Origin of the sequence: Ferrimonas balearica (assembly GCF_019802085.1) — a bacterium.
GTDB classification, from domain to species: Bacteria; Pseudomonadota; Gammaproteobacteria; order Enterobacterales; family Shewanellaceae; genus Ferrimonas; species Ferrimonas balearica_B.
In genome coordinates, this window is record NZ_JAHVHV010000001.1 from 1,392,173 (window position 1) to 1,405,789 (window position 13,617).

Here is a 13,617-nt window from a genome sequence, read left to right on the forward strand (position 1 = left end):
GTCATCGGCCCAGACAACGGTGCCGCCTTATTCTAATTTCAAGCTATGAGAGCTAATTGTGGACTCTTTATTTTCCGGTCGAATTATGCCTCGCCGTTGCCTTTCTTAATAATCCGACCAGCCTTATGGTTGAACTATTGCCACGCAGCGGGAGGCATCGACAATAATTCGCCTATCGAGTCGATTTATTAATGTTTTGCATCTCCCCGCATCAACTGGGGGGGATTCTATGAGGTGTGCTAACATCGAGATAGGTCATCTGGGGACATTAGGAAGCTGCTGGCATGGCAATGAATACACGGGCCTTGCATCTAACATCGTCCAATACCATGGGATTCTATATTCACTACTTTGAACGGCATCGGATCCCGTGGCGGGAGGAGGCAGAGCTACAGGGCTTACCGACCGATATCTCTTCGTATGAGAAATGGCTGCCGATCGAGAACACCTGCCTGTTCATTCAGTCCATGCGATCGAAATGCCCAAGGCTGATGTCGATAGAAGTGGGAAAAGACGCGGCCAAGTGGTTGCTGCATCAAGACAGGGAAATTGTTGATAAAGATGCCAGCTTTCAGCAGACCATGGCTGCCATCATGACCAACTCGGCGAAGATGAGCCGACAGTTAACGTACTGGCTGGAAATGGTCGACGGATACTGGTGTCTGTGCAGCCGCGGCAATTTGCGACCCGGCTTTCCGGGCTATGCCGAGATCGAATGGCATCGAATTGCGGGATTGATCGGGGTTTGCCAGCACTGGCTTGGCAGGGACTGGCTTCCTAAACGGGTTCAAATGACTACCGCCAGGCATCTTGGGGCCCATTACGACAGCGAGTATCCCGGGACCTGGTTCGAGTATGACTGTACTTTTGCCCTGATTGAGCTTCCGGATATCGGCGGGTTTCAACCACTGGCCAGTGATAACTTTAAATCCCACGGGCTCCAGGAGGTCTTACTGCTGGCGGATACCTATGCTCACCTTCCAAGCTTTACCATCGACTGGCTCGCCTCGCTATTTGGCACCACCCGAAAGACGCTATACCGGTTCTTCAAGCAACATGGGATCTCTTTCACCCAGATCAAGGATGAGGCCAGGTTTAAGAAGGCCAGCTACCTGCTGCAGCAAACCGACTATGCCATCAGTGATATCGCCTACCGGGTCGGCTACAACGATACCTCGAACTTTAACCGGGCGATGAAAACCTGGTCGGGGAAAAGCGCGGCTCAGTTTCGCAAGTCTGGATAGCACTGATCATGACAGGCGCGGTAGCAAGTATGGCTCTGTCAGTTGAAAGCAAAAAAGGCCCCGGAACGGGGCCTTTTCGTGTCGGAGCTGGACTTAACGGCGGGTGTAGAGGGCAAAGGCCGGATGGGCCCGCAGGATGTCCATGCTGCCGCGCAGGCTGAAGGGGTAGCCGCACAGGGTGAAGTTGCCCCGCATCGCCACGTCGTAGACGATGTCCGAGGTGTCCAGCGGCGAGAAGTAGGCGTAGTACACGTCCCCCGGCCACACCTCCACCTTCACGGCCCGGTAGCTGTTGCCGTTGTTAAACCGCATCTGGGCGCACTGGCGCTCCCCTTTGGCGGTGAGCAGCGACCAGATCTCCCCCTGGGCGGAGGGATCGCCGGGCCATTTCACGATGATGCCGTCCTGGTTCATCAGCAGCTCATAGGTGTCCGGCATGGCCACCTGGTGTTCAAACACCGGCACCTCGGGCTTGGCCACCTCCACCACCTCGGCACTGGCCGCGGTGTCGGCTCCGCCCTTGGGCCAGAAGCTCACCGCCAGGCTGAGCAGCACAACAACACCAACAATGCCGGCCAGGGGTTTCCACTGTTTTTGCAGCAGCGGCAGCACCGTCGCAGCAACGCGCTTGAGCAGGCCTGTGATGTCCAGGCCCTTGGGTTCGTCGTCCCAGTAACTGGGATCCGGCTGGGCCGCCTGGGGCTCGGGGATCACCGTGGGCGCATTGCCGCGCCCATCCAGGGAGGGTTCCACCCGGCCCTGGTAGCGGGCCACCGGCGCATCCTGATGCAGCGCGGAGAGGTCCACCGGACCGCTGTAGCCCCAAACCCCTTCGTCGCCGGGGGCGAATCGGCCCCGGTTGCGGCTGACGGGGAACGCAGAGAGCAGTGCAGCGAAGCCCAGGTAGGCAGCGCCGGCCAGAGTGGCCCAAAGGCTAAAGGGCGACAGGGTCTGCACCACGGCGAAAAGTCCCCACAGGCCCAGAGCCGGCCAGGCCAGGGTGGCAGGCCGAGCACTGTCGTTCAGCCGGCGCCGGGCCGCCGCCAGGCTCAGCGCCGCACCGGGCAGCGCCAGGCCAAGTCCCACAATAAGGCGCGTGGCGGGCTGGGCCGCGACAAACAGCGCCACCCACAGCAGCAACACCGCCACCAGCGAGAGGTGGACCAGCGCGCTACGAAGGCGGCTATCCCGACCCTGGATACAAAATAGGGACTTCAAAAAGGGCACAAAAATTCCTCTAAACACAACAGCTAAAGGGGATAGGGTCTGAGAGTACCCGATCCGGCTGCGCAAGTCAGCGAACCGGGCTCGACCCGGCTCGGCAACGCGAACCGGATCGTTAGACGGGCCTAAACCCGTCAGTCTTTGCGGATCTGAACCGTGAACACGGGCACCGGAACGATGACGCTCTGCACCGCCTTGTGCAGCCAGGCCAGCTCGTTGCGGTAACTGCCGTCACTGGAGAAGTAGACCAGCTCCAGCTCGAACTGCCCCCCCTGGTAACCGCAGGTGACGATCTCCGTCTGCACGTCCGGGTGATCCACGTAGGCGGAGAGCGCACGCTCCACCCCGGGGACCAGCTCCTCGGGCAACTCGAAGGAGACATCGATGCGCATCAATGAAAAGGGGGCGGGCTCCCGCCCGATAAAAGGATCCTGGCTCATGACAGATTCAACCCTCGACGCTCGTGCTCCTAGTGTACCCCAAGCGACCGCCGGGGAAAGGGGCTCAAGGGGGATCTGCTCACGCCGTGCTCAATGGTGCTTTTATCGCCGCAGACCGTCCGGTTTTTCACCACTCAAGTGACGCTTTTGTACAGCTTTTATTCAATTTGGTTTGACTCGTCAGCGAGCGCTTTTTTCACTGGTGATGGCGGTTCATTGGCAGTAGACTTTCGCGCCGTTTTTGGCAGTAATCGTTGGGCGCACAGATGGCACAGGAATTTGAGTTGGTGGCGGTAGAGGGCAACATCGGCGTGGGCAAATCCACCCTGGTGCCCAAGTTGGTGGAACGGCTGAACGAGATGGACGGTCGCCCCTGGAAGATGATCCTCGAGGACGTGGACACCAACCCGGAGTTCCAGCGCCTGCTGGCCGCGTTCACCCGCGACCCCAGTCAGCGCATCGCCTTCCAGCGTTTTATCACCAACCACAGAGCCAGCCTGTGCCAGGACCTGGATCCGGCCTACAACTACGTGCTGGAGCGCTCCCTCTACTCCGATCTGGTGTTCTGCCAGGCCAACCTGCAGGAAGCCTGCCGCCCGGACGGCGCCGATCTGACCTACTACTATGACATCTGGGACAAGCTGGACGACTACCCCAAGGTGACCAGCGTCATCTACCTGAAGTCCAACCCCACCCTCTCCTACCAGCGCATGGTGGAGCGGGCCCGGGACGCGGAAACCGGCACCAGCTACGACTACATCAAGCTGGTCTCCGATTGCCACGACACCTTCCTGCCGCACATCTGCCGGCAGAAAGAGACCCTGCTGCTGACCGAGGACTGGAGCCAGTTCGGCTGCGCCGAGCGAGTGGCCCGCCGCATCCTGCACAAGCTGTAAGTCGCATAAAAACGCCGTCCCCAGGGACGGCGTTTTTGATCGGCTTGTCCGGCACTACACCCGGTCGTTCTCCGGCGTAGCCTCCGGAGAGTTCGATGGCCGCTCCGGCGATGCCGACAGGGCCGCTTCGATGCGCAGCAGAGTCTCGTGGATCGCCTTAAGGGTGGCCGGGTCCTCTGAGGTTGAGGCTGGCGCCGCGGTCGCTGGCGCCGGGCCGCTCAGGGCATCCCGCTGGGCCAGAACCGCTTCGCGAAACTCGGGCGCCCCTTCGAGCCCAATCAGGGAGACCAGCGCCCCCTCTCCGGACTGACCGGCGGTCTCCACCGTCAGCCGGTGCAGGCCAAAGGCGCGCATCAAGGGCCCCTGGATCATCCCCATGTCGGTGATCTTCTCAAGGGGGATGGTTTTCTCCCGCTTCACCCAGATCCCCTTTTTCACCTTGAGCGCCTTGGCGGTCAGCACGCACTCCATGTTGGCCAGGTAGCGGCGGGTGCCCCAGAGCCCCAGGGGGATCCACAACAGCAGCAGCGGCAAGCCAACGATGGTGACGCCAAAGGCGATGGCGCCGGTGGTCACCCAGTAGGTGCACACCTTGGGGTTAAAGCGGCCCGTCAGAATCGGGGTGTCCTCGGTCATGGTCTGCCTCCCTGGCTATCAGTGTGTTCATCTTAAAAGTCAAAGCGATAGCAAGTCACCCCCGGATTGTTCCTTTTGCCCACGTCCTCCCCCGGCCTTGGCCCGGCAGTTCTGCCCCATACTTACCCCATCCGGGGTAGCGATGGCACAGGAGGCGAGATGGGATTTTCTGAGCCCGAGGTGGTGGCGGTGACGCCGCAGTGGCTGCCGGTGTACCAGAACCTGGCCCAGGCCTACGAAAGTGAGTTCTCCCGCCTGACCCGTAAAAAGCCCGACCGAGAGGGGCGATTCTGTCGTGGCACCGAGTTGGGGGAGACGGTGGAGGGGTTCTTGCTCTACCAGGATGGGATCCCCTGCGGCCTGGCCAGCGTGGTGGACCATGGCGATCAACACGAGGTGCGCGATCTCTACATCATTCCCGCCTGCCGTCACGGCCACCTGGGGCGCCACCTGGTGCAATCCCTGCTGGACCGCCATCCGGGGATCTGGATAAGCCGACCCATGGAGAGCGCCCAGGATCTGGTGAAGTTCTGGCAGCGGGTGCTGGAGGACTACACCCACGGCCACTTCGAGCAGCAGCGGATGTCGGATCCCCAGTACGGCGCCGTTATCCAGTTCCGTTTCTGGCGCTGACCGCCCCATCAAAAAAGCGCCCCGAGGGGCGCTTTTCTCAACCTTGCTGCTGGCGGTAGGCCTGCAGGGTATTACGCAGCAGGCAGGCGATGGTCATGGGCCCGACGCCCCCGGGCACCGGAGTGATGGCCGAGGCCACCGCCGCCACCTCGTCAAAGGCCACGTCCCCCACCAGGCGGGGCTTACCGTCGCGCTCCACCCGGTTGATCCCCACATCCAGCACCACGGCGCCGGGTTTGACCCAGTCCGCCCGCACCAGCTCCGGCCGGCCGACGGCCACGATCAGGATGTCCGCCTGACGGCACAGCGCTTCGATGTTTTCTGTGCGGGAGTGGACCACGGAGACGGTGCAGTGCTGCTCCAGGGCCAACAGTGCCGCGGGCTTGCCGACGATGTTGGAGCGACCCACCACCACCACATGCTTGCCGCTCAACCGCTCGCCCAGGGTGTGGCGCAGCATAATAAGGCACCCCAGTGGCGTGCAGGGCACCAGTCGGTCCGGCGCGCCGGCCATCAAGCGGCCCATATTGACCGGATGGAACCCGTCCACGTCCTTTTCCGGGGCAATGGCCTGGATCACCTTCTGCTCATCGATGTGCTTGGGCAGTGGCAGCTGCACCAGGATGCCGTGCACTTGTGGGTCCCGGTTTAAGGTCTCAAGCAGCCCCAGAAGATCCGACTCGGTGCTTTGCACCGCCAGGCGGTGCTCCCGGCTTTGAATGCCCGCCTGCTGGCACTTAAGCAGCTTGTTGCGCACGTACACCTGGCTGGCCGGGTCCTCCCCCACCAGCACCACCGCCAGACAGGGCTGGGCCTGGCCTGCAGCGGTCAACTGGCACACCTCCTGGGTCACCTCGTCCAGCACCTGCTGGGCGATCGCCTTGCCGTCAATCAGGGCCGCTTCGGTCTGTTTCGGGTTTTCCGTCATTGTTGTTCTCGTTTTTCTAGAAAGAGCCGCAGCTTACCGAAGTTGGGTAAACGGATCTAAGGGGAGGATCACGACCCGCTCAAAATCTCAGCACTGGGGCCACCGGGGCAGGTGAAGGCCGCCGGTGGGGCTGCCTTTTGCCCCCTTAGGCGTCATAATGATTTTCTGCCTGCCAGTGCCCTGAGCCGGGCAGCCGTTGTACCACCCCGCGCCACCGGGCCTCGCCCGCCACGCGTTCACCAGGAAGTGAGATGTCCCTCTTTGTGCACTTGGGCTGGTTTTTCCGCCAGCACGCCCGAACCTATGCCTTGGCCGTTGTGATGCTGCTGGCGGTGGCCCTGCTCAATATGCTGGTGCCCTACCTGATTGGCCAGACCGTCGACGGCCTGCTGACCGTCCCCACCGGCGGCGACTGGGACGGCGGCTACCTGCCCCAGCTGCTGGGGATCGCCATCGCCCTCTACCTGCTGCGCTTTGGTTGGCGCGTGGTGCTCTTTGGCACCTCCTACCAACTGGGCACCGTGCTGCGCCACCGCTTCTACCAGCGCCTCACCCGCCAGGGCCAGGCGTTTTTCAGCCAGCACAACACCGGCGATCTGATGGCCCGGGCCACCAACGACATCGACGCGGTGGAGATGGCCGCCGGCGAGGGGATCCTCTCCGGCTTCGACGGGATCCTCACCTTTATCCTGGTGCTGGCGATGATGTTCGTGGTGATCGACTGGCGCCTGGCCCTGGTGGCCCTGGTGCCCTTCCCCTTTATGGGCTGGGCCTTCTACAAAATTTCCAAGCGGCTGCACCTGCACTTTCGCGACTCCCTGGAGAAGTTCTCCACCTTGAACGACGCCACCCAGCAGGCGATCGTCGGGGTGCGTCTGGTCAAGGCGATGGGGCGGGAGCAGGTGGAGTCCGACCGCTTCGGCGCCATCGCCGATGACGCCGCCAAGAGCAACTACCAGGTGGCCCGCACCGAAGCGCTCTACGACCCGGTGATCTTCGTGTGCCTGACCCTGGCCAGCGCCCTGACCCTGGGTTTCGGCGCCTTCCTCATCCACCATGGCGAGTTGACCGTGGGCCAGCTCACCAGCTTCTCCCTCTACCTGGGTCAGCTCATCTGGCCGATGTTCGCCTTTGGCTGGCTGCTCAACATCGTCGAGCGCGGCAGTGCCGCCAACGGCCGCATCGAGGCGATGCTCAAGGTGCCGGACAGCGTGGCGGATCTCGGCCAGGGCGAGGTCACCGACCCCACCCTGGAGGCCAACAGCCTCACCTTTGCCTACCAAAGCGGCGAGAGCGCGGCGCTCAATGGCCTCTCCCTGACCCTGCCTCCGGGCCACACCCTGGGCATCGCCGGGCCCACCGGCGCCGGCAAGACCACCCTGGTGCAGCTGATGATGCGCTACTGGGAGGCCGAGCCGGGCCAACTCACCCTGGGGGGACAGCACCTGGCCCACTACCGGCTCAACAGCCTGCGCAGCGCCTTTGCCTATGTGCCCCAGGACAGCTTCCTGTTCAGCGCCTCCATCCGCGACAACATCGCCCTGGCCTGGCCGGAGGCGTCGGATGAGGCGGTGGCCGAAGCCGCCCGCCTGGCGGCCATACACGAGGACATCCTGCGCTTCCCCGAGGGCTATCAGACCCTGGTGGGGGAGCGCGGCGTCACCCTCTCCGGCGGTCAGCGCCAGCGCATCGCCATTGCCCGGGCCCTGCTCTCCCGCGCCCCCATCCTGGTGCTGGACGACGCCCTCTCTGCGGTGGACGTGGAGACCGAGCAAACCATTTTGACCCACCTGCGGGCCCACCGACCCGACCAGAGCCGCATCATCATCAGCCACCGTCTCGCCTCGATGGCCCAGGCGGATGAGATCCTGGTGCTGGGCCACGGCGAGTGCCTGGAGCGGGGAGATCACCGACAACTGAGCCAGCAGGACGGCTGGTATGGCCGCATGTGGACCTATCAACAGATGGAGGCGCAGATCCATGAGCAGCACTGAGCGGACCGGCGGCACCTTCGCCCTGCTGGCCGGGTACATCTACAAGGACAAGCCGCTGCTGGCCAAGGCCTTGACCCTGCTGGTGCTGGCCACCGCCCTGGACGTGGCCGGCCCCATCCTGGCCAAGATCTTCATCGACGATCACCTGCTTAAGGGGGACTTCGCTCCCGCCGCCCTGACCGGCCTGCTGCTGCTGTACGGTGTCACCCAGCTGGGCAGTGCCTGGCTGCGTTACCAGCAGACCCTGCGCTTCTCCGAGATGGCCCTCAGTGCCGTGCTGGACATCCGCCGCCGGGTGTTCGGCCACGTGGTGCGCCTGCCGATGAGCTACTTCGATCACGCCCGTACGGGGCAGCTGGTCAGTCGCATCACCAACGACACCGAGTCCATCAAGGATCTCTACGTCCAGTTCCTCTCCAACGTGCTGGGCAACGCCATCCTGCTCATCGGCATGCTGATCGCCATGGCGCTGTTGGATCTGAAACTGATGATCATCGCCCTGGGCCTCGTGCCCACGGTAGTGCTGATCATCTACCTCTACCAGCGCTTCTCCGGCCCCGCCGTGGCCCACTCTCGGGCCCTGCGCTCCGACATCAACGCCAACATCAGCGAGTCCATCGCCGGCATGGCGGTGATCCAGGCCACCGCCGGGCAGCAGCGCTACCTGGAGCGCTTCGACGAGGTCAACCAGGGCTACTACGGCGCGCGGATGAAGACGGTGCGGATCGGCGCCGCCCTGCTTCGCCCGGCCATCGACATGCTGGCAGTGCTGGTGCTGGTGGCGATCATCGCCCTGTTTGGCGTGCAGGTGGTGGAGGGGGTAGCCCAGGTGGGGGTGCTGTACGCCTTCTTAAGCTACATGGGCCGCTTTACCGAGCCGCTGGCGGAGATCACCCAGCGCTTCAACCTCTACCAGCAGGCGATGGTGGCCGGTGACCGGGTCTCCACCCTGCTGGCCCAGGAGGAGCAGCACTACCAGTCCGAGCAGGCCCAGGTGCAGCGCGGGGCGATCGCCCTTAAGGATCTGCGCTTTGGCTACAGCGAGGACAAGCCGGTGCTCAAGGGGCTCAACCTGGCGGTGCCCGCCGGGGGGTTCTACGCCGTGGTGGGCCACACCGGCAGCGGCAAGAGCACCCTGCTCTCCCTGCTGCTGAACTTCTATCCCAGTGCGCCCGGCCAGATCCAGCTCGATGACCAGGACCTGGTGCAATACGGCCACGACGGGCTGCGCCAGGGGGTGGGCCTTATTCCCCAGGAGCCCTTCGTCCTGGCCGCCAGTCTGTACGACAACATCGACATGGGCCGCGGACTGGGCCAGGCGGCGGTGGAGTCCGCCGCCAAGCGCGCCCATTTGCACCACGTGATCACCGCCCTGCCCCAGGGCTATCAGACCGAACTGGGTGAGGGGGGGATGCGCCTGTCCACCGGCCAGCGCCAGCAGCTCATCATCGCCCGGGCCCTGGCGGCCTCACCGAAGATCCTGCTGCTGGATGAGGCCACCGCCAACGTCGACAGCGAAACCGAGCAGGTGGTGCAGGCGGCCCTCAATGACCTGCGCGGCGAGGTAACCCTTATCGTGGTTGCCCACCGGCTCTCCACCATTCGCCACGCGGATCAGATTGTGGTGCTGGCCCATGGGGAGATCATCGAGCAGGGGGATCACGCCAGCCTGATGGCCGAGCCCGAGGGCCACTACAAGGCGATGTACGAGTTGCAGTTGCAGGCCCTCAAGGTGGCCGAGGCGGAGCAGGAGGAGCTGGCCGGCTGAGCCAAACCAAACAGGGGCCCGTCGGGCCCCTGTGTTCTTGCGCGTTCTGTCGCGCTTATTTGAGTTTGAACAGCCCAATCAGGGCGCAGATGGCGCCGCCAATCATGCCAGCCCAGGCTTCCATGGGGGCATCGCCGCTGAGGGCGCGGGTCACCTGAGAGCTGGCGGAGTCGTAGATGTTGTAGCCCCAGGCCGCCAACGCCACGCCGATGACCAGCAATACGATTCCCACGATCTTGTTATTCATCACTACCTCGCTGTTAAGGGCCGCTCTGGTGCAGCCGCATACCGAATGGCCGGTGTGGGCCCAATCGGGCCCCGGATCCTGCGGGGTCATCTCGCCTAACGCACTGACAAACCCCAACAAGTCAGACGCTAACACATTTTTTGCCTTTTGTTAGCAATGCCGGTGCGGCCTGAAGCCCACCCCTGCCCCAAACTTGGGGGGCAAACGCCCCAAGGGGGTGCAGATCTCAGGCCAGCAGCGCGACAAACCATGCTTAAGACCTTGTTAAATATGGATTTTATATTTTTGGCACGGCGCTGGCTTTGGGGATGGGGCTGTCTCACCCCATTGTCATTTTGAACATCGGCCCCTTCCTCGTGAATCGGGCCGTTTTTTTGCCCCCATGAAACGGCAAAGGGGCCCACAGGCCCCCTTAGAAAATGCGATGCCGACCGGTCAGAACACTTCGTTGACGTGGAAGTAGAAGGTGGTTTCGTGCTCGCCAAAGCCGATGTCCGCCCGCACGTTCACCTTGTCCTTCACCTTGAGGCGAAAGCCGGTGCCGTAGCTGGCCAGGGTGTCGTCCCAAAGCCCGGAGACGTCCTCGGCCACAGTGCCGGCGGCGCCCCAGAACACCATCCCCAGTCGCCAGTAGATGGGCAGGCGGTACTCCACCTGGGCCATCATCATCTGGTTGTCCCGGTAGCGGCCCTGGATGTAGCCCCGCATGGCGTCATCGCCCCCCAGATCCGGCAAGCGGTTCCAGGGCACCTCGCCAGAGGTGAGATCCGCCCGCACCTGCCAGGCCAGCAATCCCGGGCCCGGGGCCAAGGAGAGGTACTGGGAGGCGGCCAGGTTGTAGGCGCCAAAGCTGTTGCCGTTGGTGTCGTCGTAGTAGGCCCCGAGCTCCGCCTTCAGGTACATCCCCTCGGAGGCGCTCAGGGTGTTGTCCCGGGAGTCGTACACCCCGGTGACGAAGGCGCCGTAGCTGGTGTTGTTCACCAGTTGATCCGGCGGCGGCAGGACACCGCCCTCCAGCTCCACCTCATGGGGACGCACCACCTCCAGGTTGGCCCCCACCCCGGCAAAAAGGTGGCCGCCGATGCGGGTCAGCCACATGGGCTCCAGGGTCAGCAGCCGCTCGGAGTAATCAATCTTGTTGTCGTCCTGCTGGCCCTGATCGTACCCGATGCCGTAGAACACCGCGGTGTCGTCCCGCACCTTGAACTCCAGGTGGAAGCGATCATCCCCACGGTTGAAAAAGTGGGTGGCTTCGGTGGAGAGGCCGATGGAGCCGTTGGTAGAGACGTAGGGGTTCAGTACCACCGAGGAGGGCTGCAAGGTGCCGCCCTCGGTTTCCCCATAGAGGCCGACGTAGAGCAGCCCCACCCCCAGCCCCTGCTCCGGGGTGTAGAACACCGCCGGGATGTAGCTGGAGTTCAGCCCCTGGCTCTCGTCGTACTCCTCCTCGGCACCAAAGACCGCAAAGAGGCTCTCCAGCCGGTCGATGACGGAGTTGGGCTCGGTTTCGAACAGGGGCACCACCTCTTCGGCGGCAACCGGCGCCAGCAACAGGCCGGGCAACAGGGACAGGGCACGCAGGGCTTTCATCACAATAACTATCTAAAGAACAACCATTAGCACGGGATTATAACGGCCATCCCCGGCCAGCCATAGGGCGCATTTGGTCTCAGGGGGCCAGCGCCCGGTAGGCGTCCTGCACCGCCTCGGCGCCGTAATGCCGCTCCAGCCGACGGACGATAAAGTGGCCTCGGGCCATCTGCTGGTAGTGATCGATAAACAACGTGTTGATGGTAGCCCCGCCGGCGGCCCCCAAAATTGGTACCGCCTGGGCCGCCACCTTCTGCGAGACCTGCACCGAGAACCGTTGGGCGACGGCGCTGATCAGGCGCACCAGCACCGGGGCCCCCTCGGCGCTGAGGCCTCGAGTGGCCAGGTGTTCCGCCGCCTGGGTGACCGACTGCGCCAGGGCGGCGCGCACCGCGAAGTACCCCGAGTCTGTGGCGTCGTCCTCACCGCCCTCGCCCCCCAGGGCGAACACCGTCACGCAGGCCAACTGCGCATCCGGGGTGTCCAGGGCCTCTCCTTCGCTGCGGGCGATGTCGGCGATGGCCCGCAGCATCACCGTGGTGGACAGCGGCAGCTCCACCGCCAGGGCCGGCAAGCCGAAAAAGCCGCCCACCCCGCCGCTGGTGGCCACCGCCAGCTTATGCAGCCGATTGGCTGGCTTGGGCTGGACGTCGCGATTGAGGGTGTGCACCGCCGCCTTGACCGCCTGCTGCAGCGCCGAGTGGGTCACGCCGTTGACCCGCTCCCGCCAGCCGGCGGGCAAGCGCTTCATTCCCGCCTCGATGGGGCCGCCCAGCGCGTGACTGAACCGGGCCGCCAAACCCGGGTGCTCCAGCAGTTGCCGCGCCTCGGCCAAGGCATCGAGATCTTCACTCTGCCATTCGCTCATCTGGTGTTCCCTTTTCCCTAACGATTTGCTGCTACATTTCAAACTGATGCAGCGCTACGGCCTGCCAGTCCATCCAACTAGAACGAAGCGCGTCCTGCTGTCCGCTCAGGAGCTTCCATGTCTCAAGCTCAAGCCCTCTATCTCCGGGGCCCGGTGTTTGACCGGGTGCTGATCCTGGGGATCCCGGTCCTGGCCATCCTCACCGCCTATTATGCGCTGTACCGCCCGGAACACTTCATCCGGATCCTCACCCTCGACCTTTTCTTCCTCGGTTACCACCACGTTATCGCCACCTACACCCGGCTCAGCTACTACCAGGACAGGCCCGAGGAGATGCGGTTTCTGGTCTACTACCTGCCGGCCATGGTGTTGGCGGCGGTCAGCCTCACCGCCCTGGCGGGATTCAGCTGGGTGATCTTCACCCTCTATCTGCACTGGCAATGGTGGCACTACACCCGGCAAAGCGAGGGGATCAGCAAGTCCCTGCAGTTTAAGACCGGCAGTGACAACCAGCACGGCGGCCTGGCCCGGGCGGTGTTCTACCTGGTGCCCCTAACCGCCTTCCTGGCCATGTCCGCCCGCCAGCCTGAGACTTTCCTGTTCACCAAGGTCTGGACGCTGCCGGTGCCCGGGCCCCTGCTCTGGGCCCTGGTGACCGTCACCGGCCTGTCCGCCCTGTGGTGGCTGGTCGGCGCCCTGCGCGGCCTTTTTCAGGGGCAGGTCTCCCCGGCCCATCTGCTCTACCTGCTCAGTCATCACGGCGTCTACCTGGTGGCCTATGTGCTGATTGAGGACATCACCATCGGCTGGCTGGCCATCAACATCTGGCACAACTTCCAGTACATCCTCTTTGTCTGGCACTTCAACGCCAACCGCTTTCGCGAGGGGGTGGACCCCAAACACCGGGTGATCTCCTGGCTGGTGCAGCCTCGGATGGCGCTGGTCTACGCCGCCTTCTGCATCCTGGCCACCGCCCTGTTCTACGGCGCGGTGGACGGCGCCCTGGGTCTGCTGCAACCCCACACCTCGCTGCCCCTGGTGCTGATCGCCTACCAGTCGATCAACTTCCACCACTACATCGTCGACAGCTACATCTGGAAGATCCGCCGCAAGGAGGTCAAACGCACCATAGGGCTCGAGGCCTGACCG

At 63.5% G+C, this 13,617-nt stretch carries 13 protein-coding genes; 6 read left to right on the forward strand and 7 right to left on the reverse strand.

Going from position 1 to position 13,617, the window contains the following annotated elements; all coding sequences use genetic code 11:
- Window positions 1-284: 284 nt before the first annotated feature.
- Window positions 285-1,244 (forward strand): helix-turn-helix domain-containing protein, encoded by a 960-nt coding sequence (locus tag KUV81_RS06430; RefSeq protein WP_222543007.1) that lies wholly within the window; start codon window positions 285-287, stop codon window positions 1,242-1,244.
- Window positions 1,245-1,337: 93 nt separating this feature from the next.
- Here the strand turns inward: KUV81_RS06430 and KUV81_RS06435 are convergent, their stop codons facing one another.
- Window positions 1,338-2,462: a hypothetical protein gene (locus tag KUV81_RS06435; protein ID WP_222543008.1), complete on the reverse strand. Its 1,125-nt coding sequence runs from the start codon at window positions 2,460-2,462 to the stop codon at window positions 1,338-1,340.
- 140 nt (window positions 2,463-2,602) lie between these two features.
- Window positions 2,603-2,908: a hypothetical protein gene (locus tag KUV81_RS06440; RefSeq protein ID WP_222543009.1), complete on the reverse strand. Its 306-nt coding sequence runs from the start codon at window positions 2,906-2,908 to the stop codon at window positions 2,603-2,605.
- Between the two features lie 266 nt (window positions 2,909-3,174).
- Here KUV81_RS06440 and KUV81_RS06445 point away from each other — a divergent pair, with 266 nt between their 5' ends.
- Entirely contained in the window at window positions 3,175-3,804 is a 630-nt protein-coding gene (locus KUV81_RS06445; RefSeq protein ID WP_222543010.1) for a deoxynucleoside kinase, read from the forward strand.
- A gap of 54 nt (window positions 3,805-3,858) precedes the next feature.
- Here KUV81_RS06445 and KUV81_RS06450 read toward each other — a convergent pair whose 3' ends face one another.
- Complete coding sequence (locus KUV81_RS06450; RefSeq protein ID WP_222543011.1) at window positions 3,859-4,440, reverse strand: PH domain-containing protein; 582 nt, start codon at window positions 4,438-4,440, stop codon at window positions 3,859-3,861.
- Between the two features lie 159 nt (window positions 4,441-4,599).
- Between KUV81_RS06450 and KUV81_RS06455 the strand changes: the two genes are divergently transcribed.
- A complete protein-coding gene (locus KUV81_RS06455) occupies window positions 4,600-5,073 on the forward strand; it encodes a GNAT family N-acetyltransferase (RefSeq protein WP_222543012.1) in 474 nt (157 codons plus the stop codon).
- A gap of 37 nt (window positions 5,074-5,110) precedes the next feature.
- Here KUV81_RS06455 and folD read toward each other — a convergent pair whose 3' ends face one another.
- A complete protein-coding gene (folD, locus tag KUV81_RS06460) occupies window positions 5,111-6,001 on the reverse strand; it encodes a bifunctional methylenetetrahydrofolate dehydrogenase/methenyltetrahydrofolate cyclohydrolase FolD (RefSeq protein WP_222543013.1) in 891 nt (296 codons plus the stop codon).
- A 251-nt stretch (window positions 6,002-6,252) separates the two neighbouring features.
- On the opposite strand from folD, the gene KUV81_RS06465 reads away from it, so the two are divergent.
- Together KUV81_RS06465 and KUV81_RS06470 are read left to right on the forward strand one after the other, a co-directional pair.
- The gene (locus KUV81_RS06465; protein WP_222543014.1) at window positions 6,253-7,995 is read left to right on the forward strand and encodes an ABC transporter ATP-binding protein; all 1,743 of its coding nucleotides are present in this window, start codon (window positions 6,253-6,255) and stop codon (window positions 7,993-7,995) included.
- Complete coding sequence (locus KUV81_RS06470) at window positions 7,982-9,763, forward strand: ABC transporter ATP-binding protein (protein ID WP_222543015.1); 1,782 nt, start codon at window positions 7,982-7,984, stop codon at window positions 9,761-9,763. The genes KUV81_RS06465 and KUV81_RS06470 overlap by 14 nt, the downstream gene beginning before the upstream one ends.
- 55 nt (window positions 9,764-9,818) lie before the next feature.
- Here KUV81_RS06470 and KUV81_RS06475 read toward each other — a convergent pair whose 3' ends face one another.
- The 3 genes from KUV81_RS06475 to KUV81_RS06485 form a co-directional block, all read right to left on the reverse strand.
- Window positions 9,819-10,010: a DUF3185 family protein gene (locus KUV81_RS06475; protein ID WP_222543016.1), complete on the reverse strand. Its 192-nt coding sequence runs from the start codon at window positions 10,008-10,010 to the stop codon at window positions 9,819-9,821.
- A gap of 435 nt (window positions 10,011-10,445) precedes the next feature.
- The gene (locus KUV81_RS06480; protein ID WP_222543017.1) at window positions 10,446-11,600 is read right to left on the reverse strand and encodes a BamA/TamA family outer membrane protein; all 1,155 of its coding nucleotides are present in this window, start codon (window positions 11,598-11,600) and stop codon (window positions 10,446-10,448) included.
- Window positions 11,601-11,679: 79 nt separating this feature from the next.
- Complete coding sequence (locus KUV81_RS06485; protein ID WP_222543018.1) at window positions 11,680-12,468, reverse strand: EcsC family protein; 789 nt, start codon at window positions 12,466-12,468, stop codon at window positions 11,680-11,682.
- Window positions 12,469-12,585: 117 nt separating this feature from the next.
- On the opposite strand from KUV81_RS06485, the gene KUV81_RS06490 reads away from it, so the two are divergent.
- On the forward strand, window positions 12,586-13,614 hold the full coding sequence (locus KUV81_RS06490; protein ID WP_222543019.1) for a hypothetical protein: 1,029 nt from the start codon (window positions 12,586-12,588) through the stop codon (window positions 13,612-13,614).
- Window positions 13,615-13,617: the final 3 nt, after the last annotated feature.